Annotated in this window: 14 protein-coding genes; 7 read left to right on the top strand and 7 right to left on the bottom strand. The window is 58.3% G+C overall.

Going from position 1 to position 22178, the window contains the following annotated elements; translation table 11 throughout:
* Nucleotide 1: 1 nt before the first annotated feature.
* Together BFN10_RS03935 and BFN10_RS03930 are read right to left on the bottom strand one after the other, a co-directional pair.
* Entirely contained in the window at nt 2-4798 is a 4797-nt protein-coding gene (locus BFN10_RS03935) for a Tc toxin subunit A-related protein (RefSeq protein ID WP_071488558.1), read from the bottom strand.
* A gap of 10 nt (nt 4799-4808) precedes the next feature.
* Nucleotides 4809-8843 carry a Tc toxin subunit A gene (locus BFN10_RS03930; RefSeq protein WP_071488557.1) on the bottom strand — a complete coding sequence of 1345 codons (4035 nt, stop codon included), beginning with the start codon at nt 8841-8843 and terminating at the stop codon, nt 4809-4811.
* Between the two features lie 191 nt (nt 8844-9034).
* Between BFN10_RS03930 and BFN10_RS03925 the strand changes: the two genes are divergently transcribed.
* Nucleotides 9035-9847, top strand: a complete 813-nt coding sequence (locus BFN10_RS03925) for an SDR family oxidoreductase (RefSeq protein ID WP_071488556.1) — start codon at nt 9035-9037, stop codon at nt 9845-9847.
* Here the strand turns inward: BFN10_RS03925 and BFN10_RS03920 are convergent.
* Nucleotides 9844-10701: a LysR family transcriptional regulator gene (locus BFN10_RS03920; RefSeq protein WP_071488555.1), complete on the bottom strand. Its 858-nt coding sequence runs from the start codon at nt 10699-10701 to the stop codon at nt 9844-9846. The genes BFN10_RS03925 and BFN10_RS03920 overlap by 4 nt on opposite strands.
* Nucleotides 10702-10812: 111 nt before the next feature.
* Between BFN10_RS03920 and BFN10_RS03915 the strand changes: the two genes are divergently transcribed.
* The 4 genes from BFN10_RS03915 (at nt 10813) to BFN10_RS28635 (ending at nt 13876) form a co-directional block, all read left to right on the top strand.
* The gene (locus BFN10_RS03915) at nt 10813-11997 is read left to right on the top strand and encodes an MFS transporter (protein WP_071488554.1); all 1185 of its coding nucleotides are present in this window, start codon (nt 10813-10815) and stop codon (nt 11995-11997) included.
* Nucleotides 11994-12395: a DUF4440 domain-containing protein gene (locus BFN10_RS03910; protein WP_071488553.1), complete on the top strand. Its 402-nt coding sequence runs from the start codon at nt 11994-11996 to the stop codon at nt 12393-12395. Before BFN10_RS03915 ends, BFN10_RS03910 begins: the two co-directional genes overlap by 4 nt.
* Nucleotides 12396-12501: 106 nt before the next feature.
* The gene (gene ssp4 / locus BFN10_RS03905) at nt 12502-13428 is read left to right on the top strand and encodes an Ssp4 family T6SS effector (protein ID WP_071488552.1); all 927 of its coding nucleotides are present in this window, start codon (nt 12502-12504) and stop codon (nt 13426-13428) included.
* Nucleotides 13418-13876 (top strand): hypothetical protein, encoded by a 459-nt coding sequence (locus BFN10_RS28635; protein WP_231999481.1) that lies wholly within the window; start codon nt 13418-13420, stop codon nt 13874-13876. Before ssp4 ends, BFN10_RS28635 begins: the two co-directional genes overlap by 11 nt.
* A gap of 5 nt (nt 13877-13881) precedes the next feature.
* Here BFN10_RS28635 and BFN10_RS03900 read toward each other — a convergent pair whose 3' ends face one another.
* Genes BFN10_RS03900 through BFN10_RS03885 form a run of 4 tightly spaced genes read right to left on the bottom strand, consistent with a single transcriptional unit; the run spans nt 13882 to nt 18645 of the window.
* The gene (locus BFN10_RS03900; RefSeq protein ID WP_071488551.1) at nt 13882-14745 is read right to left on the bottom strand and encodes an efflux RND transporter periplasmic adaptor subunit; all 864 of its coding nucleotides are present in this window, start codon (nt 14743-14745) and stop codon (nt 13882-13884) included.
* 10 nt (nt 14746-14755) lie between these two features.
* Nucleotides 14756-14956 (bottom strand): DUF1656 domain-containing protein, encoded by a 201-nt coding sequence (locus tag BFN10_RS03895; protein WP_071488550.1) that lies wholly within the window; start codon nt 14954-14956, stop codon nt 14756-14758.
* The gene (locus BFN10_RS03890; protein ID WP_071488549.1) at nt 14946-17123 is read right to left on the bottom strand and encodes an FUSC family protein; all 2178 of its coding nucleotides are present in this window, start codon (nt 17121-17123) and stop codon (nt 14946-14948) included. Before BFN10_RS03890 ends, BFN10_RS03895 begins: the two co-directional genes overlap by 11 nt.
* 10 nt (nt 17124-17133) lie before the next feature.
* Complete coding sequence (locus BFN10_RS03885; RefSeq protein WP_071488548.1) at nt 17134-18645, bottom strand: efflux transporter outer membrane subunit; 1512 nt, start codon at nt 18643-18645, stop codon at nt 17134-17136.
* Nucleotides 18646-19133: 488 nt separating this feature from the next.
* On the opposite strand from BFN10_RS03885, the gene BFN10_RS03880 reads away from it, so the two are divergent.
* On the top strand, nt 19134-21077 hold the full coding sequence (locus BFN10_RS03880; protein ID WP_071488547.1) for a hypothetical protein: 1944 nt from the start codon (nt 19134-19136) through the stop codon (nt 21075-21077).
* 97 nt (nt 21078-21174) lie between these two features.
* A complete protein-coding gene (locus tag BFN10_RS03875) occupies nt 21175-22143 on the top strand; it encodes a LysR family transcriptional regulator (RefSeq protein ID WP_058422937.1) in 969 nt (322 codons plus the stop codon).
* Nucleotides 22144-22178: the final 35 nt, after the last annotated feature.

Below are 22178 nucleotides of genomic sequence, written 5' to 3'. Positions count from 1 at the left end.
GCTACTCCTGGCCGGGTTTAGCGGTGTAACTCAGGTGCAGGATGATGTCTTGCAGCGATTCGATGTGCCGCTCACGTATCTGCGGGTTTTGCTCGGTAAATGCCAGGTGCCACCGGGAGATCGAGCCAGTGCCTTCGAAGGGGAGATAGCGCTCGTCGTCGCCGGTGAATTGGCCGTCGTCGTTATCCCCGTGAGATAAGACAATTTGCTGGCCGGGGCGCAGGTTCTCCAGTTTACTGCCGCCCATTTCCACTGCGTTGTAGCTTTGAGTCAGGATCGCACTGATGTTCTCGTACAGGCCCAGAGCCAACGGCAAAGACACACCCATGCGCTGGATTCGTCGCTGGGAGGTACCGGGGTAGTCATCTTCAAACATCTTCGCGCTCAGTTCGAAATTGATCGCATACCCGTTTTTCAAGGCTTTGTGCATTGTTTCCCAGTCTTGATTGATCAACGCAGGATCGTCATCCATGGCCTTCAACTGTCTGAGTGACACGGTCTTGGTGATCTCCAGGAGTCGCTCGTTACGTACCAGGTAGGCAGAGCGCATTTTCAACAGTTGCAGCTTCAACGTCTCTCCCGCACCCAACCCACGCTGGCTGTCGTTCCAGCCGCCGGTCTGGATAAACCGGCTGGTAAAGTCGGCGATCTCAAATTGCCAACACGCCTGCGCCGACAGGCACAGCGCCAACGTGGCGTCATAGGCCTGGTAGTAAAACGTCGCAAACTGGCCATTGAGCCATTGATACAACTGCGCATTGCTAAAACGCCTGCCGAGAAATTCATACGTGAGCTTCGCCTGCTCCTGAGCGAACTCGGCCTGATGCAGCTGTATGCGATTCGCCGCAGATTGTTCATTCAGCACCGCCAGCTGAGCGTCGATCTGCGCGATCTCCAGGTCGGCCTGGTCACGGGCCTGTATCCAATCCTGATGGCGTCGACGAAATTGCTCGGTGCGGTCAAGGGATTCAGCGGTGGCATGGCTCAGCGTTGCCACGCCGTACGCGGCGGCCTCGACCATTTGCGGTACTCCCTCCAGCCGCCAACCGCCTACGGAGGCATAAGCAAAAGCACCCGCGCTTGGAGTCGGTGGTATGCCCGGGCAAAGGCCCCCCACCCCACCGCCACCGCCACCGGCCGCGTTGGGCGGCAGTTTCAGCCCCGCGCCCAGCACATTTGCCACCGCTGCCACACCGTCGGCGATCCGACCCGCCAGGTGCAGCCCCGCCGCCGCTTGTTCGCCGGAGTTCACCCCCTCATCCGCCAGTTTGCGATAAAACTCCAGGCGCCCTTGCACGATCGCTTTACTGGCCTCCAGCGCTTTGCGCTGTTCCTCATCGACCTTCAGCGCTTGAGTTTGCAACTCGATGCCAAAGCGAGCGAACTCCCACAGCTGTTGCTGTTGCAGCTCCTGGAACTGCGCTTGCTCTTTACGCTCGATCAGCGACAACAGGGTCTGGCCGAATTGAATCAGGGTATCCACCGCGTTGCTGGCCGCGGCATGCATCACATTGAAGCGATACGGCGGCACCCCTTGCGTCAGCAAACGCCCGGCGCCTCCCGCGGCAGCGCCTTGGCCAAAGGCCGCCAGCAGGTCACGGGGGTTCAGTGGTGCGGCGAACAACGGCAGCGACAAGGCCTTACCGTCCAGGGTGCGGTTGTTGCGCAGGTTGTTCAGGCGTGACTCGACAAGGTCCCAGGTATGCACCAGTTCCTGGTTGAACGCCAAGCGCAGGTGACCGCTGTCCAGATCACCGAGGGTCAGGTCGGGGGTAAAGGTGCGCAGGCGCAGCGCGGGCTCGGCAAAGTAATACGGCGCTTCGGGGGAGTTGTCATCGCGCAGTTGGTCCTGCTCGATCAGCCGTTGCTCGAAGTCGCGCAATTCTCGGCTGCTGCTGTTCGCCAAGGTTTGCAAGGTGATAGGGGTCCAGTGGTCCACCAGTTTCACGTCCGGACGCGGGCCCAACAGGTCCAGGATACGCACGTACCACAACTTGGCTTCGCCGAGGCTGTCGGGAGTCAGTTGCCGGTAGGCGGCATCGCCACGGCCCAGCAGGTTTTTCAGGTAGTGCAGGTAAACGGCCTTGCGGTAACGCACCGGATTGCTTTCGGCGATGCCATCCGCGTCGGCGGGGGCACGGCTCACCGCGTCCAGGTCCGGGTCTTCTATCAGGGACCGTACGTTCCAGTAGTCCGGGCGGCCCCATGAGTCTGACTTGCGTGCCGGGTCAAAGATAAACCCCAACCAGCGCTCGGCCTCATCGAACTGTTGCTCCAGGTACATGCGCTGGCTGACCAAAAACGGCAGGTGCAGAAACAGCTCCCAGAAGTACTTGCCATTGGCACCGCGAAAATCCATGAGGTTATGGGCGGCCGGCGGATCGAGGGGTGGTTCCTCCAGCAATTGGGTGCGCCAGTCCAGCAGGTTTTCCAGGGTGATATTGGCTTTGTTGATCAACTCGCGGGCGAACAGGGTGTTCATACGGATGGGTTGGCGATTGACGGTGCTGCTACCGTCGGTTTTCTCGATGCCCGATCCGCGAAAATCGATGAACTCGGCGACGCCCAGGGTGGGGCTGGGGCGGGTGTTGAGGCGGGGGGCTATAAAAAGGGGAGCGACGTTAGGGAGGATTTCGAGCTCGACGTAAGTGACCTTGAGCACATTGCCGACGGTGGTCCAGTCAGTTCTGTTTACTTCGACACCATGAATGAAGGGTATTCTCTTTGAGTTAGCTGGCCAGTTAATCCCCCAGTCAGGTAATAGTGTTTGCACATCGATAGGTATCGACACGCGCTGCCTATCCGGAGGACTTCTATCAAACGACCAAGACGACGTTTTTAAATAAACTCTAGAGCCCGTCACAGCATTTAAATCTGACGGCCGCATAATATGATGGCGAAAGCGATGCACTATTACTGCGTTCGACGTCATCGCAAAAACTCTATAACTGTTCAAAAACCCCGTACTTATCTCTCTTACACCAACAGTCCAATCTAGCCCTATCGCTTCGAATGCAGATCTTGAAACGTAGTTACCGTGAAGAGGGAAAGTACCATAAGGCAACTCTGGAAATGAAATCATTCCATAGGGGTCGGGTCTCATTAAAAAACCATAAAATGGGCTTCCGCCATTTAAATCCAAATTAAACCCATACAGACCCGCCCTTAGAATAGGGCTGTTAGAGTACATTTCAATCCTTGATCCTTCCAGAAGAACTTCCCGTGAAACAGGTGAAGCATTAGAGATTTTCAACACCAACGCCCACTGATAAGAAGTGCCATAAGTCGTCAAACTTATAACCTTTTCAGTTGCAACACCGGGACCGGCGATCGAAAAGCCCTGCTTTATTGTTGACTCAAAAACCAGGCTCTGTGTTTCAATATCAACTTTTACATCCACACCTTTTAGCGGATCAACAATTTTCGTTGACTGCCAGCCCCCATAGTTCCAGTCATTGTGGTTCGGATTCGGCGACTCCGTTTCAACAGATTTAACGCCGATTTTTGGCCTGGGCGACCTGAACTGTAAGCGGTCTTTGTTCTGCTCGGCAAACAGCCGACCCAGACTCAACACTATGGGCTTTTTCAGGTCCGGGATCGTTTCCATCCCAGGCACATAACCGACGCTGGGGAACGAGCGCACAGGTATAAGATTTCTATCAATAAACGCCGTCGCTAAAAATGCATATTTGTCCTGTGAACCATTAAGTGCCGCGCCCGCTTCATACCCCGCATACATCGCCACAAACATCGAGTCCGGTGAACTCGAACTGTCCTGCACCGCAATACTGTCAATCAACGCCATCACACCCGGTGCCTTGAACAACGCCGCCTCACTCCACGCCTCAATCACCGTGTGCGGCACACTCCAGCTGCCATCGTATTTCTCGTACACCATGTTCATGTGCAACATGGGTTTGACGTTGACTGTCGTCACAGATGTACCCGGCTCCGGCGGTTTACTGGTTTCAACCGTCAAGGCTTCAGGGTGGCGGTCAATCAACTCGACCCAAAATACAAACAACCGGTTATTGAAATACACCGGACGAATCGTGTGCTCGATGGCGCTGGCGGAAATCGGCAGACTTGCCTTGTGCCAATCCGACCAGGCTCCCGATTGTGGGAAGTCGACCTTGGGCCCGTCGGGTTGATTGATGTTCTTCAGTGAGCGTTGGGACATGTCCACCGAGCGCCAGTAATATTGGTTTTCGCCGCGGGACTTACCGATGAAGTAGTACCTACCGTTCTTGAAGTCATCGGTGGTGATATAGCCATTGATGATCGACAAATTGGCCACTTCTTCGAAGTTGGCCAGGTAATTCTTGACGGCCTCCTGAGCCGTGTCGCGGGTGATTTTGTTCTGGTTAAGGTCGGTTTCCAGTTGCCGGAAGTACGTCGATTTGTTCATCCGCAACTGCGGGTGAATGTAGATCTCCGGGTAATAACGCAACTGCTGGTCAGCGGCCCAGATCGGGTACTGGCTCTGGATATCGCGCCACTGAGTAATCAGGTGTTGCTCCATCACCTTGATTTCATACCCAGGTTCCATGCTCATCAGTGCGGCATTGATGTACTGCTGCACGCTGGCAATGGCCGAAGCGACCGGGCTGCTTTTCACCACGTTATTGACCTGGTTATCGATCAACAAGTACTGGTACAGGTCGTTGGGGGTTTTGATTTGGCCGCTCAACCCGGCACTCACAAATTGCGCAGCGTTCGGCACCACTTCGTTTAACGTGTAGGCCACGAGGGCATCACGCAGGGCCTCGTTGAGTTGGCTTTCGATGGACGTCGTCAAGATCGTGTCCTCAAATACGTGCTACGCCGCGCTGGCCGGCGGCCACTGCGGCTTGCCCCACGACGGCCCAAGTTTCCTTGGTGCTTTCGGCATGCAACCGCGTGGCGTTCAGCAACTCGTCTGCCGTCAGACCACTATCGAAACAGGCCTGCTGACAACGCCGCACCCAATCCACCTGTGCCATTGAGGTGGCGCGCCCATCTGGCAACAGTTGAAAAAGCTGGCGGATGGATTGGGGATCCCAGTTCAATAAATTGGCCAGCACTGCGCTCGCATCTTCATTGATGGCATTGCGCATGGCTCGTGTACGCAACCGCTCCTTCGCCGGGTTTACCGTCAGGAAATACCCCAGCAACGCTTCTTCGGAGTGGTCCTGGCCGCGAAACCAATGGCTGTAGCGCTCAAGTAAATAAAAGCTCTCCAGAGTCAAACCAACACCACCCTCAGTCCCCAGGCATTCCGGCCGAGTCAAGAACAGACGCAGTGATCCCGTACTCAGTTGCAAATGCAAAGCTGCCTTGGCGTGGCGTAACACTGTTTTCAGTCTGTCGATCAAGGTGGGCGCGGTTGAAGAAACCAGCACGGTTGACAGCAACTGATAGACCGAATCTTTCGCCCATCGAACCACGACTTGAGTGCGATCCATTGGCAAGTTCACCCATTCTTGGGCCAACCCTTCGATAAGCCGCAACTGCCGGTCATGGCCGTTCAATAAAAGCCCGCTGAGTTTTTCCAGGCTGCTGGCGCGGTCTTGGGCTGAAAGGCTGAGTTTGGCAAGCTCTACGCCCAAGGCCACTTCCAATTGACCTTGAACGTTCTCGATCAATTCAAGCGGTAAGGCTTTCACCAACCCTTTGTTATCGAGCAAGGGCGATAACACCTGGGGCCAATTGATCGTGTCTCCAGGCGCGCGGCGCTTGCGCCCCTTGGGCAGTTGCTCATGGGTAGGCAAGTTGAGATTGAGAATGTCCTGAGGGGTGATCAGTGTCGCGCGAATATCCGTAGTCAGCTTGGCCAAGCGGTCATTCAAGTCCTGTGCGGGTACATATTCGGCCTCCTCCAGCCCCAGTAGGCGCAGCACATCGGAAACGTTTTGCCGAGAGTCTTTGAGGTAGTTATGGAACCAGTCCAAGTGCATGAGTACATCGAGGATATCGGGTGGGGGGCTTTCGCCAGTAATCAAGGATATACGAGCTATTGCCAACTCGACCCCTGCACTGTTACCAGACTTGACGTAAAAATATCCGAGTCTAGCTGGATCCATTTTTGAAATTTCAACCCACGCATCTCTAGTGATGGTTTTGCCTCCCAACTCCAGGATGTTGCCGGCGGAAACGGGATCGAGTGTCAAATCAGTACCGTCGGAATTTTTCAGAAACTTTTCAAGATCCGGAGCATTAGGTTGTCGTCTAAAACTAAAGATTCGCGGCGTCTGATCGGTATTGAATTGATTGCCCTGCAGCACCTCTAACCGCGACCCCGGCGACAACGTCAGCAGGTCGCCTGATTGCTGACTATCAGCGGCAAGTAGCAAGTTAATTTGCATTTTCGGGGATGTGTTAGGATCGTAAGCAACAAGCTCAATCAAATCGACAGGTGTCGGAGGTGGCAAAAGCAAATGGCCTCTACACAATACTCGTACATACTCTACATCCCCCAATAACCTAAGTACTCCCGAACACTCCCATACGGACCAGCCAAATAATTGAGCAACACGCGCTTGTCGATAAATGGACGAAACCGTGGTTAAGTCTCGCCGTAACGTAGAAGAAACATACTGCTTCGTTTGCCGGACCAAACACAGCAAAGAAACATCGGAGACTTCTAAGCCCAAGCCTGCCGCCAGTTGCGCCAACGTAGTTTTTGAACCCTCATCGGGGTTATCAACGGTGAACGACCCTTGATCCAATATAAAGGGTCTGCCGAATAACACCGGAAAGTTAAAGATTCGATCAAAAAGCGGTATCCCCTTACCCGTCGTAAACGGTGTGATGTCATGCATGAGCGCCGCAAACTCTTCAGACTCGATGGAATAATGCTGATGTAGATGGCGAAACACTCCCAAGGCGCGCAGCGTATTAAGGTTGGGATCCAGCGTCAGGTTTTTTTCACTGCGCATAGCGGATATCACCAGCGTATCTAATTCGGCGTAGGCGATGCCAGTCCAGCGCTGTAAACGAATCATTCGCTGCAAACGGTCAAAGCGATTCAAGGAGGTTTTGGTCAAATACCAGGCAGGTCCCCTAGACTCCTGGACTTCCTTGAGACCCATGGCGTTGTCATATTTATCAGCCACGATTGACGCGGCAGTGGGTGGTTGCAGAGTGTCATAGCGGTCAGAACCATGACCATTGACGTAGCAGGAACCATAATAAGCGGCCATGCCACCTTTGAGCATTTGCACGTTAGTCGCCAAGCAGTTAGGCGATAATCGAGGATAATGAGTGCGCTGCGACAACAGCGCCTCTACCTGAGTAGCATTGAGTTCAGTCTGTTGTAGAAAGGTTGTGAGCGACACCAGTCGCTCGCTAACTTCAACACCAAAATACTCAAGGAAGAATGCATTCGACTCACCTGTCATATTATTGAAGTCGCCAAGTACGAGTGTGAAGCTTAACGTGGAAAGATACGTGGGATTCGCGTATTCGCCAGTCGCCAGGGTCAGATTGAAAGTCGTGTAATAACCTTCCCTATTTTCTGAAAGTGCAGAGGGCGGATTTATTCGTGGACCGATCGTGTCGGCGGTGGCTATATGACGAAAATTCAGCGCCCATGTATTCGTACTTTCTGGGGTGCTGCTTCGGAGAACAACGTCTGCTTCTAGCGATGGCGCGCTCTGTTTAGAAAATACAAGCGTTGCCCTATTGGTTGTGGTATGAGTGTTTACAAGTACCTGAGCAGGTTGAACGACCACCTTAACCGCAGGTTGACCCGGCAAAACCAAATACCCCACGTCCAGTGGCTTGTAAGGCGATAAATAAGCAGTACCAGGCCCCTGCCAAAACGGTGTCATCGACGATTCGCTCACATAGAACGTCGTAAACAACGAAGGCTCCGTCAATATTTTTTGCTGTTCCGCGCTTAAACCCGACAATAACCGTTGAGCCTCAAACCGCGAGTTTTGCACCGCACCATAAGCATTTCTTGACCATCGACCGAGCGGCAACTTCAAACTGATCCGATAATTCAGTTCGCCCAATGCAGGTTTCTTACCCCCCAGCCCCAACATGCATTGATGGTGCGCGAAGTTGTACGGAAAGATAAAGGGATGTTTGCGCTCGGCCAACACGTCATAGATGGGCTTGTCGGCGTCGGGCGTGCCTTGCAAATACTGTTTGATCCCGGCCTCCAGCACGCCGTTGACCAGTTCCAGCATGGGCCGTGGAGTGAATGTGCTGTGGTGGTCGATAAGCAGACTCTTAAGGTCGGGGCGGCGAGTGTCCAATAAAATCTTGGTCGAGGTGCCTTGCCCACCTGGCTCCAGTGTTTTCGTGGCTAAACGGTAGATCGACCGCAGATACGCGACAGGGGAGTCCATCGCCGCGAGGGCACCGACTTTGCAGAACTCGTGCCAGTTTTCATTGAACAGGTTGGTGTAGCTGGGACCGATATTGACCAGGCTGCGCACACCACTCGATTGGCTGAGCGGCTGAGACTTGCCGCTGGAGACCCGATGTTCGCGGTAGAGACTACCAATCTGCCCGGCGTAGCACAGCGCATTTCTATAAGCCAGAGTCCCATCGGCATCACACACTTTGCCTAAGCGCTCGACAAATACCGACTCGGGCTCGCGGATAATATCGAACACCGAAGTCATCCCCATCTTGGTCATGGCCTCGACAAAACTGACTTTGCCTTTCCTGGCCTCTTTCGACGATGCGTCAGTCACCAAGCCCTGTATCAAACGAGCGTTGAAAACCGGGTTGACAGCCGCCTTGGAGGACGCCTCGATCTGCCGTGCTTTTGCCGCGGCCTTGGGTTTAGCATTTGCTTTCACAGTAGCTGGCGGTTTGGACGCAGTCGTTTTTTTGTCTTTGGATTTCATTTTCAGCTCACCCGCATTGACCGAGGATCCTGAGATAACTCTAAGCGTCTTTACGCCATCACGAACCTGTGAAAGCTGACAGGTTGGCGCCCTCTTCCGTCGGCGTGCACAGCCAGGTCCTGGCTATTTTTGTTTGCACGACTGCTACAGTAGGGTGCCTATCCACTCTGAGATCGCCCAAGGACTGAGCAATGCCCAACGTACTCATCACCGGCTGCTCCAGCGGCATCGGCCGCGCCCTGGCAAATGCATTCAAATCAGCAGGCTATGACGTGTGGGCCAGCGCCCGTCGTGAAGAAGATGTCGCAACCCTCGGCGCGGCCGGTTTCAATGCTGTGCAACTGGATGTCAACGACAATGCCGCCTTGAAACACCTGGCCGAGCAATGGGGCGAGCTGGACGTGCTGATCAATAATGCCGGCTACGGTGCCATGGGCCCCTTGCTCGACGGCGGCACCGAGGCGATGCAACGCCAATTCGAAACCAATGTGTTTTCCATCATCGGCGTGACCCAAGCGCTGTTCCCGGCGTTGCGCAAACGCAAAGGCCTGGTGGTGAATATCGGCAGTGTGTCCGGTGTGCTGGTGACACCGTTTGCGGGTGCCTACTGCGCATCCAAAGCGGCCGTACATGCCTTGAGCGATGCCCTGCGCATGGAGTTAGCGCCGTTTGGCGTGCGGGTCATGGAAGTGCAGCCCGGCGCTATCAATACAAGCTTCGCAAAAAACGCCGGCGTCCAGGCTGAATTGTTGATCAACGAGCAATCGCCATGGTGGCCATTGCGCGACGGCATCCGCGCCCGCAGCCAGGCGTCGCAGGACAAGCCGACACCCGCCAATGAGTTTGCGGCGGATGTGCTCAAGGCCGTGCAACAGTCGCAACCGCCGCGCCTGCTGCGTTCGGGCAACGGCAGCCGCGCGTTGCCATTGATGGCGGCGCTGTTGCCCAAGGGGTTGTTGGAGAGGGTGTTGAAGAAGCGTTTTGGTCTGGCGGGCTCACTCTAGCCCTTCATGAAATCAATAAATGCCCGCACCTTAAGCGGCAAATGCCGAGTGTCCGGATACATCGCATAGACCCCTTGCGGAGCGAAGCGATGGTCCGGCAACAGGCGCACCAACCTCCCGCTGCTCAGATCGTCCTGCACCAACCACTGCGGCAACACTGCCACGCCATGCCCGCGCACGGCAAAGGCTTGCAGGACCGCCGCGCTATCGGCCACCAGAGAGGCATTGCCGGGACGGTACTGATGTTGGCCACCTTCGGGGTCGGTCAGGCTTAACTCAGTCAGACGGCCATGTGCCAATTTGGGCAACGGTTCCAATGCCTCCAGCGTGTCAACCCCGGCGAACTCCGGTGCCGCCACGACAAACACCTCGAAGGTGGACAACTGCACCGCGCGGTGATTGGAGTCCAGCAAGCGTCCCAACCGAATCGCCACGTCGAAACGCTCGGAGATCAGGTCCGCGTGAGTGGAGGATGTGGATAAGTGTATGTCCAGGTCCGGGTGCAGGCGGCGGAAGGCTTCGACCGCCGGGGCAACCACGGCCAATGCGTATTCGACGGTGGTGGTGATGCGCAACGTGCCTTTGAGTTGGGCATGCTCCGAGCGCGCCTCCTCCACCGCCAGTCGCGCCTCTTCGAGCATGCGTGTGCAGCGCAGGTAGAAGCGCTCGCCGGCATCGGTCACCGCCAGTTGGCGGGTGTTGCGGGTCAGCAGAGTGACGCCCAGTTCTGCTTCCAGACGCTTGAGGTTGAAGCTGACCACGGCGCGAGTCTGGCCCAACAGGTCAGCGGCAGCGGTGAGAGAACCGGCCTCGACCACGGCCTTGAAGGTGTCGAATCGGTCTAGGCTGACCATCGGCGGCGCCCTCCTTTGTCAAAATATTTTTGACAAAGTAACAGGCAAATCGACGTATCCCAACCAGCATGACCCGCCTACCCTGCCCGCTTCACTCGCTGGATCACACCCATGACCTACCGCTCGAAAGTCGCCTGGATCTTTTTATTGGGTTTTGCCCTGGACCTGGTGAACATGTTTGTCGCCACGGTCGCCTACCCGGATATCGCCCACGAACTGCATGCCTCGGTCACACAACTGGCATGGATCAGCAACGCCTATCTGATCGGCCTGACCGTGATCATTCCGCTCAGTGTCTGGTTGGCTGCGGTGATGGGGGAGCGAACGCTGATCGCGGCAAGCCTGTTGCTGTTCGCCGGGGCGTCAGTGATGGTGGGCCAGGCGAGTTCGATTGAAACACTGATCGGCTGGCGTGCCCTGCAAGGGCTGGGCGGTGGCTTGCTGATTCCCGTCGGGCAGGCCATGGCTTACCGGCATTTCCCGGCGGCTGAACGCAGCCAACTGACAGCGCGAGTGATGTCGGTGGCATTGCTGGTGCCGGCGCTGTCTCCGGCTCTGGGTGGTTTGATTGTCGACAACGTGTCGTGGCGCTGGATCTTCTACGCCAATCTGCCACTGGCGTTGATGACCCTGCTGCTGACCGTTCTATGGATAAAACCTGACAGGCCGTCGAGCCGTCGTGTGCCACTGGACGTGGGCAGTATTTTCCAACAGCTGCGCAGCCCAATGCTGCGCACCGCGATGCTGATCTACCTGTGCATCCCCGGTGTGTTTATCGGTACCAGCCTCATCGCCATACTCTATCTTCGCGGCCTCGGGTACGACGCCACACAGACCGGCGCCTTGATGCTGCCGTGGGCACTGGCGTCGGCACTGGCGATTTTGCTCAGCAAAAAACTGTTCAACCGTTGTGGTCCGAAGCCGTTGTTGTTGGCGGGCATGCTGCTGCAATGCCTGGGCATCCTGTTGCTGAATGGCCCTGCACTGATCATTCCAGCCTATTTGTTGATGGGGTTGGGAGGCAGCCTGTGCAGCAGCACCGCGCAGACCCTGGCCTTTCTCGATATTCCCGCTGAACGCATGGGCCACGCCAGCGCCTTGTGGAACATCAATCGGCAAGTCAGCTTCTGCCTGGGCGCAGCCATACTCGGCGCACTGTTGTCGGCCTTGGATTCCTTCGCCATAACCTTCACGATGGCGGCAGCCCTGACCCTGCTGCCTCTTTTTGCGGTGCTGCGTCTGGATACGTCCCGAATACGCGCATTGCTTCACCCTGCCAGCGAGCCTCACCGATGATCGATTACAGCGATTTTTTTGACGAAGTGATCCAGACCCATGTCGAGATCGAACAATGGTTTGCCGGCGTTGCGCCCGAAGGCACCTTGCAGAACCTGCTCGCGCGCTTCTCCCCGGAATTCAGCATGGTTGCCCCGGCGACCGGCGCACGGGTGAATGCGGCCGGGGTCAATGCCCTGTTCACTCGCTTGGGCGGCATGCGCCCGGGATTGAAAATCACCTTGAGCGAGATGGCCGGTATCGATCGCCATGCACGTGGCGCGACGGTGACTTACCGCGAGCATCAGGTGGACGCCAGCGGCACGCAGACGGATCGCCGCGCAACCGTGGTGTTCGAGAAGCAGGCCAGTGGTGCACTGTTGTGGCGCCATTTGCATGAAACGTTTATCGCGCAATGACATAGCTACTCAGGCCGCGTCCTACAAAAAACAGCGAACGGCCTGACATCATTACAAGTAAACATTCCCCAGCCTCCTTCACCTCTGTCGACTCACAGGTGAAAGGATGCCCAGGGATTTTCTGCAAAGCGGTGTGCCGCAAGCGCATACCACTACTCGCCAGCGGCTGACCAGTCTGCTGGACCTGCCCAAGCTCTATCGAACCATAGACGCCGACCCGGCCATCGTCGGGGCCGCAGTGGTGCATATCGGCAGTGATTATCAGGTGACGGTACTGCGTGAGTTTGTGCCGCTGTGCAGTATCAGGCCCAAGCGCGTGATGTTGCGGGAAATGGCGGGGCCGATCAGGGCGGCAGAAGAATATGCGCAGCTGGCGGCAAGTTCGCCGCGTGAGTCGCAGGTGTGGAAAGAAGCATCGGGGATGGCTCTGTCATGCGGCGGCGCTGTGATCGGAATCATCGTTGCCAAGGCAGGCATCGCGACGGCGCCCCTTAGTGCAGGTTCCAGCCTTGCAGTCAGTTACATTGCTTATACCGCTGCGGCAGCCAGTGGTTTGCAATGTATCAACGGCGTGTGGCGAACATACAGAGAGCTAGCCAACCCGGAACAGAACGATTACTACGACAGCCTGAGTTGGTATCAGGCAATGACGTTAGCACTGGATGGTATTTCGCTGGTCGGCGCGGGAAGTACTTCGTTTGTCACGGTCAAGACCGTTATGACAATAAAGAACACGACGGGTCGTGACCTGTCCGACATATTGAGGCGCATGAGCCGCCAAGAACGCGCAAAGCTGACAAACGAAGTTCTGCGCCTGCAAAACCCTCGTCATCCTCGCGAACTGATTCGGCTGAAGCAGTTGGCCGGAAAACTCCCCAAGCGCTTCACCAACGCCCAATTACGCCGCAACATTCTCATTCAACTGGCAGACCAAGTGGGTGCCGCTTTTGCAATAGCCGGCAGTGTCCTGTCCGGAAACATCAACCATCTCGTTATCGCGCTCTACGAGGAGTTCGACAGCCATGAGCATTAAGAAAGCCCCTGCGCCAACACCGCGAACATGGTGCAATGACACCAAGCGTTTCGCTTTCACGGTGGGAACTGCAGTGTCCATGAACTTGGTCAGCAGTTCAGGCAACCTGTCACACAGCCTGTCGTATTACACCCGAATCAACTATCTCCCCAGCGAATACGCGATAGCAGCGAGCCTGATATTGGTGCTGGTAATGTGCATGGGATTAGCCCTGGTGGTACGAGGGTTACGCTCAGGGCCGCCACTACTTGTGTGCACCGCAGCCCTGAATGCATTGCTTGCGGCAGACTACCTGGGGAGCCACCCGGTTTCTATGTTTGCACTGTTTCCCTTGTTTCAATCTCTGGTCTGCCTGCTGATGCTCAATACACGAAATCACCGCCGATACGTCAGCATAATGCGGGTCAGACGGCGACGCGAAGTGCGGGCCAACGCACGCCGCCAATAGCGACCTCAACCTCCCGACAACTCCCGCACAATCACCGTGCACGTAATCCCCGCCGCCAACAACACCCCCTGCGGCACTTCATCGATATGAATCCGCACCGGCACCCGCTGGGCCAGGCGCACCCAGTTGAAGGTCGGGTTCACATCGGCAATCAGCTCGCGGCTCTCGGGGTTGTCGCGGTCGTAGATGCCGCGGGAGATACTTTCTACGTGGCCCTTGAGGGTCTCACCGCTCATCAACTGCATATCGGCTTTGTCACCGACCTTCACATGGGGCAGTTTGGTTTCTTCGAAGAAGCCGTAGACCCAGAACGAATTCATATCCACCACCGCCATCTTGGCTTCGCCGATGCGTGCGTAGTCGCCTCGGTGCACGTTGAGGTTGGTGACATAGCCGTCCACCGCCGCCAGCACCCGGGTGCGTTTCAGGTTGAGTTCGGCGGCTTCCAGTTGCGCCAACGCATGCTGGTAATCGGCCAAGGCGGAGTCGGCGATGTTGCTGGCGTCGTCACGGTTTTCTTTCGAAATCACCAGCGCATCCAGGTCCGCCCGGCGATGGGCGTTGACCTTGCGCATTTCCCAAGTGGCTTTGCGCGACGCGACCAGCGATTGCGCCTGCTTGACCGCAATGCGGTAGTGCTCGGGATCGATCTGCATCAACAGGTCGCCCTTTTTCACCAGTTGGTTGTCACGCACCGGCACGTCGACCACTTCGCCGGTGACGTCGGCCGCCACGTTGATGATGTCGGCGCGCACACGGCCGTCGCGGGTCCACGGGGTTTCCATGTAATGCACCCACAACGTGCGGCCAATCCAGATGGCCAAGGCCAGTACCAGCAAGGTCGCGAGCAGGCTGAAAAACTTTTTCATCGGGGCATTCTCAACGGTAGACGCTCAGCGCCAGGGCGCCGAACAGGCAGACGAACAGGCTCAGGCGCAGCAACGCCGGGTGCCAGAAAAAACGGTACAGGTCGAACCCGGCCAGGAAGCGATCCACACCCCAGGCCAGCCCCGCCGCGATCAGGAACATCAGGGTCATGGTCGGCATATAGATGCCGTGGAAGGCGATTTCACGGGGCATGCGCAGTTCCTTTAAAGGCAGCGAGTGGCGATTGCGGGTCGAGCAATGAAGTGCGGATAAAGTGCAGGTAGCTTTTCACCCGGCGCAGGGCCGACGTGTCGAAGTGCGGGGCGAAGGGTTCGTCGGTAGCCTGTACGCGGCTGATCGCATGGTCGACGGCGATGAGGCCGCGCTCCAGGTTGCTCGCGCTGGGTTGCAGGAACAGCCGCACCAGCGAGCGGCCCATCACGCGGATCGCCTGGCGCCACGGCTGGGACTCGGCGTATGCCGGGTGCACCGGCAGAATCGCCTGTTCCTTGCGCAGCTCAATGATCGCGTGACCGACTTCCAGCACCACGAACATCCAGCGCAGCAGGTCGCGCTGCACTTGCGGCTGGCCGACGGCGAGGCCGTAGGCCTGGTGCAGCAGGTCGCGGGTGCGGCTTTCAAAACTCGAGGCCAGGCCCTTGAGCTTGCCGCTGATCGCATACACCACCTGTTCGCGCAGGTCCTGCTCCAGGCGGCGCCACAACCAGCGGCTGTTGGGCGGCAGGATGATCGCCCCCGCCGCCGCGCACACCAGCATGCCGATGACCATGGCGATGTAGTCGTTGATAAAGGTGTAGGGGTTGTAGACCGTGAGGTTATCCGGCACCGAACCGGTGCTGAAGAAGATCAACAGGCCTACCCCGACACCCGCGTATTGCGGACGTGAAGCGAGAAACGCGCCGAAGATGATCACCGGCGCAAGCATCACGCACAGCAGCGGGAAACCGTCGATCCAGGGGAACACGAAGAACATTTCGACAAAGCCCACCACCGCACCGAGCAACGTGCCGCAGGCCATCTGGAACGCCATGCGCTTCGGGTTCGGCGTGGCGGCGGACAGGCCCACGGTGGCGGCGGCAATCAGGGTCATGGTCGCACCGCTGGGCCAGGCGGTGGCGACCCAGTAACTGCCGAGTACAACCAAGATAAACGACGCGCGAATCCCCGAGGCGGCGCAAGCCAACCAGTTGGTCTTCGGGATAAAGGTTTCGTCCCACTGCTCGCGCGCATGGCTGTGATCGGCCAGGGACGCGTGGGTTTGCGCGTAGTTGTGCAGGTCGTCGACGAAGCGGTAGAGCAGCTCGTAGGCGGTGTGGAAATCCAATTGTTCGGCTTCGGCGGGGTCGCCTTTCTGGAAGGCGGTGCGCAGGCTACGGACCTTGGCGGGCAAGCCGTCCTTGTAGGCGCTCAGTTGATTGACCAGGCGCGACGCGTCGGGGCTGGTGAGCGCACGGCCAGAAAAACCATCGAGCACTTCGGCCAGGTCTTGCAGGCCGGGTTTGATGGCCGCGACAACATGGTCGGCGGCATCGCTGCGCAGGCGCTCGAGCAACTGGTGCAAGGCATTGAAGCGCGTGGTAAGGCTCATGAACTCGCCGTTGAGGCGACTGAGCCGACCATTGCGCCGGCGCATGTGCGGGTCTTCAAACACCGTGACACTGCGCAGCCCTTCCAGGCCCACGGCTTCGGCGATGAAGCGCACGTTGCTGGCCTCGAACCCTTCACGCTGGCTGCGCCCGCGCAGGCCATCGGTGACGAACAGCGCGAACACCCCAAAGCGCTGGTACAAGGCATTGCGCATGGCGGCGCTGGAGGTTTGCGGCAGGATCGCGGCGCTGACCAGCGTGGCGCACAGAATCCCCAGGGAGATTTCCAGCACCCGCCACACCGCTGCCATGAAAGCACCGTCCGGATGCGCCAGCGCAGGCAGGCCGACCATCGCCGCCGTGTAGCCGGCCAGTACGAAACCATAGGCGCGAAAGTTACGATTGCGCGTGGCACCAGCGGTGCACATGCCCACCCAGATCGCCAAGGCACCAAGGAACAACTCGGTGTTCTGCGCAAACAAGGCGATCAGCAGCACCATCACCGCCGACCCCGCCAGAGTGCCGAGGAAGCGATAGAAGCTCTTGGCGAACACCTGGCCGCTTTGCGGTTGCATCACGATAAACACGGTGATCATCGCCGTGCGCGGTTGCGGCAACTCCAGGCGCATGGCCAACCACAGCGTGAGGAACGCGGCGGCCAGCACCTTGAAGATATACACCCAGGTCACGCCGTCGCTGCGTACCCAGTCGAAAAAACCACGGCGCCACTCAAGGGCATGCAGCCAGCGCAGCGGTGCAGGCAAGGGAGTCATCAAATCCTACTCAGTGATCGAACACGGCCAGTGCCGTCGGGGTCTTGCTCGGGAGGGTCTTGGCGTCTTGCGGTACGTCGCTGCCAGCACCGAGGCCGCCGCCCAGGGCGGTGACCAGTTCGGCGTGGGCACTCAGGCGGGCGGCCTGCACCTGTTGCTGCACCTGTTGCTGGCGGAACAGCAACGTCTGCGCATTCAGCACATTGAGGTAGTCGGTGAGGCCGCGCTGGTAGGCGATCATCGCGATGTCGTAGGTTTTCTGCGCCGAGGCCACCGACTGCGCGGCGAAGGACGCTTGTTTGTCCATGGACTCGCGACGGATCAACTGGTCGCTGATGCCTTTGAGCGCGTTGACCAGCGTCTGGTTGTACTTGGCGACCGCGATGTCATAACCGGCGCTGGCTTCACCCAATTGCGCACGCAGGCGCCCGCCGTCGAAGATTGGCAAGGTGATCGCCGGACCGACGTTGTAGTTGAATTTCTTGCCCGCCAGGAACTCCAGCATGCCGCCACCGGTGGCCATGTAGCCGAGGCTGCCGACCAGGTCCACGTTGGGATAAAAACCGGCGTGGGCCACGTCGATGCCACGGGCCTGGGCCGCGACCTGCCAACGACTGGCGACCACATCCGGACGCTGGCCGAGCAACTGCGCCGGCAGGCTCGATGGCAACTTCAAGGGTGCGGCGAGGGACAGGCTCGGGCGCTGCAGTTGCGCACCCGCCCCTGGACCTTTGCCTGCCAGAGCCGCCAGCTGGTTGCGGCTCAGGGCGATGTCTTCGTCCAGGGCATCCAGTTGACGATGGGTTTCAGGAAGCGGGGTTTCGGCCTGGCTGACGTCGAAGTGGGTGCCGATCCCCGCGTCCAGGCGTTTGTTGGCCAGGTCGAGAATCTGCTGCTGTTGTGCCAGCGTGGCCGCGACGATATCGCGGTTGGCGTACTGCAACGACAGCTGGATATAGGCGCGCACCACGTTGTTCTGCAATTCGAGCTGAGCCTGGCGCGCCTCGGCGGCGCTCATGTGGGCCAAGTCGACGGCACGTTCGCTGGCATTGCTTTCACGGCCCCACAGGTCGAGGGCGTAGCTCAGGCCCAGGGACGCATTGTTGTCCCAGGTGTTGGCACCGCTCAGCTCACCGGGACCATAGAACTGATCCTTCGGCCAGTTGTGACGCTTGAGGGTCGTGTCGCTATTGATCTGCAACGACTCGGCCGACTCGGCAACCCCGGCCATCGCCCGTGCTTCACGCACCCGTGCAGCGGCCATGGCCATGCTTGGGCTGTTTTCGGTAGCGAGGGCGACCCAGCGGTTCAGTTGGGGATCGCCGTAGGCTTGCCACCAGTGTGCGGTGGGCCAGTGGGCGTCTTGAGCGGCGCTCTGGATGGCGTCGTCGGTAGCCAGGTTATTGGCGTTGAGGGACTGGCCTTGAGGGGCTACTCCTCCGGTTCCGATGCAGCCGCTGATTGCGAACGATAAAGCCCAAACACTGAGAGTCTTGAGCTCTCTGCTGATGCGACGCGGCACTGCTGTGAATTCCTGAGAGGGTGTTGCGGGGAGAGGTGGCGCAATTCTAGGCGGCGGCTTGGCGGACGATAAGCTGGCATTCCTGTGAATCTTTGTTACCGTTCAGGCGATAATCCGAGCTGGCGCCAAGGATGTAGGGCTATTTATACCGGCACAGGGACATTCTCCCTACAGCGCGGTGCGCTGCCAGCAAGCACACTAACGAGCATTCCACCCTCTGGAGTGCCCGAATGTTTTCAGTCCTCAACGCACGCCCTTTCGAAGCAGCCATATCCGCCCCTGCACAACAGACCGCTGACGTTCTGCGCAGGCAGCTACACCTCTCGCCAGCACCACTGCAACCCGGTATGCGCCCCCTGGAGCGTGATGTGTGCTGGATTGCGGACAGAGTCCTGGAAAAGCTGGTCCCGCTCGCAGACTATCATCGCGATCGAGCGTCAATAGAGGCGCTTCACCACAAGCTGCCCAGCCGAGAGCCGAGCCTTGAGGTGTCGGTAGAGGCATTACCGGACTTTTACGCGTTTTTCAAAAAGGCCGAACACCTGCTTCGCCGACACCGCACCTCCAGGGACCCGGACATCGAGGCCGACTATGCACTGTGTCGTGCCCTCAAATGGCAGTTCCGGGCAGCCGTCAGTGCTGGCAAACATCTGCGCCTGACGCAAAAGTTATTACCGGCACTCGCCTATGTCCGCAATGGCGGCGAACGCAGCAACCACCGTCATATCGGCTACAACGTTGCATTGGAACCAACGCAACAGACGCGTGCCGGGCCGCAGCTGGCAGCCGACTCCCGCCTGAAGGTCTGTGCCGACCAGCGCATCAGAAGCACGCGCACCATCAGCCTGCAGGCACAGTTGAAGTCATCGATCGAGAAGCAGTTCCAGACCCACAGCCAACTCGGTATCGGCTATGTTTCGGCTCGCGAATACGAAAACCTGGAACAGTACGCCGATGCGCGCAGCCATTCCGTTCGCACCTCGCTAAGCGAGAGTATCCGTCGCACTGCGAAGAACCTGCCCAGCTTGTTGCGTGATAGCTACAACCTGCAGAAACACCTGGCCTACTCAGCGCTGAGCCAACCCTATGTCAGGGCGGCATTGGCCGACGCAGGCCTGACCGATGTTGAGCTGCCCAGCGTGAGAAACACGTCCCAACCGGTGATCACCGAACGCGGCTTCGCGTTGACGGCCCATAACAAGTCGACGGTGAATGTCTTCAGTGCTCTGCAGGTGAAAACCACGATAAAGCCAACCCTGCAACGCACTCACCGACACATCACCCTGGATATCCTGAGCCTGTATGAAACAGCGCCGGAGTTGGCGCATCGTCGCCTGGCCTCGCACAAGCACTACAACGACGACCCTCTGGCACTGTTGGCCGACATGAAAAACCACATAGACGCCACCAGCAAACAATTCACCCGGCAGGTCTGCACACCCGTGCCAGCGTCCGAGCTGAACGCCACCCGCCACGCCAGCAACAAACAGGCCCAATCATTGCTGGAGCGCTATGTGCTGCTCAAGGCACAGTCGCGCATCGATAGGCCGCTGGAGAATGAAATGTACACGCTGATCCAGTGTCACCCTGCTCAGCTGCGCCCCGATGCGCTGAAAGTCTACAAGCTGACCGCCATCGCCCAGATACAGAGTTTCTCTGCCGGGGTAGCGGCCTCGTCACAGGGCGGGGCGGGCAAAGGCGTGACCATTGAAGTCAGCCAACGCAAGCTCGATGACCCGCACCTGAGCGGTGATTACCTGACAATCGATATTGCCCCTTCAGAATCCCGGCAAGTCGTCAAGGAAATGCTGGACCAAGCACTTGATACCATTGGCGAGCAGACATTCGGCTGGGGACACCTGGTCCGCTCGATCAGCGAATCGCTGCCTGATCCCGCCAGACCGTGGTCCACCCAAGTGCTGGTAAAGATAAAGCACGGCCAACCGGTGGTGCTCTATACCCGTCATACGGAGGACAAAGACCGCAATCTGGTACTGCCGCAACAGGTTGAACAGTTCAGCGGCATCGAGGCGCAGTCGTTGCGCACCCGGCAAACCTTGCACAAAGACCGGTTAGGCAGCGACTCACTGGATCATCTGCTGCCAATCGCCCTCCGCTACCTGGAAAACCCCGATGAGCAGCCGGGCTGGGACGATTACGTAGAGCGGCACGCCGATGACTTTCATGCATTGCTCGACACCCTGGGCCGGCAGGCCCACGGTACGTCGCTGACCGCGGAGATTGACGCACTCAAACGCATCAGCCCGGTACTCGCCCGGGCCGCCGAAACCCTGATACAGCGCGCCCACGCCGCCCTCGACGTGCCTACCGGTGAAAACCGCGCCCGCGCACAGGCGGCATTCAATCACTTGCTACAGGAATACATGCCGCACTATAGGGCGAAAGTCAGTGAGGCCTGGACGTTGTCCTGACTCTTCGCCACCCATGTCGGGAGGGGACAGCGCCCAGCGGATACACACCTGCGCGCAACTTCATGTCACAATTTGGCATCTCCCTTGAGAACACTCCATGGACACTTTGCAAAACATGCGCGCCTTCAGTTGCGTGGCCGAAGCCGGCAGCTTCACCGCCGCCGCCGTGCAACTGGATACCACCACTGCCAATGTGTCGCGCGCGGTCTCCAACCTTGAGGCCCATCTGCAAACCCGCTTGTTGAACCGCACCACTCGGCGCATTGCACTGACCGAGGCGGGTAAACGTTACCTGTTGCGCTGCGAACAGATCCTGGCCTATGTCGAAGAAGCCGAAGCCGAGGCCAGTGACGCCCATGCGCGCCCCGCCGGGCAATTGAAAGTGCACACCATGACCGGCATCGGCCAGCATTTCGTCATCGACGCCATCGCTCGCTATCGCCGCACCCATCCGGACGTGACCTTCGACCTGACCCTGGCCAACCGTGTGCCGGACCTGCTCGACGAAGGCTATGACGTGTCCATCGTGCTGGCCAGCGAACTGCCGGACTCGGGCTTCGTGTCCCAGCGCCTGGGTATCACCTACAGCATCGCCTGTGCCTCGCCGGATTACGTCAAGGCCAAGGGCTGCGCCCATCGCCCCAATGACCTGCTCAACCATGCCTGCCTGCGCCTGGTCAGCCCGGTGATCCAGCTCGACAAGTGGACCTTCAACGGCCCCGAAGGCCAGGAAAGCGTGGCAATCAATACCTCGCCGTTCCTGGTGAACTCGGCCGACGCGATGAAAACCGCGATCACTAGCGGCATGGGCATTGGTCTGTTGCCGGTGTACGCGGCCATCGAGGGCCTGCGCAACGGCACCCTGGTGCGGGTCATGCCCAACTACCGTTCCCAGGAGTTGAACCTGTACGCCATCTATCCTTCGCGCCAATACCTGGATGCGAAAATCAAGACCTGGGTGGAATACCTGCGCGGCTCGCTGCCGGAGATTCTGGCGGCGCACCAGGCGGAACTGGTGGCGTATGAACTGAGTGGCAGCCTCAGCGGTGCGCGCCTGGCGAACTGATCTCTCCCAGGTGATATAGATCAAATGTGGGAGGG

This window comes from Pseudomonas extremorientalis, assembly GCF_001870465.1.
Classification (GTDB): Bacteria; Pseudomonadota; Gammaproteobacteria; order Pseudomonadales; family Pseudomonadaceae; genus Aquipseudomonas; species Aquipseudomonas extremorientalis.
The sequence above is the reverse complement of the archived record's forward strand: the minus strand, read 5'-3'. Positions and strand labels throughout refer to the sequence as shown.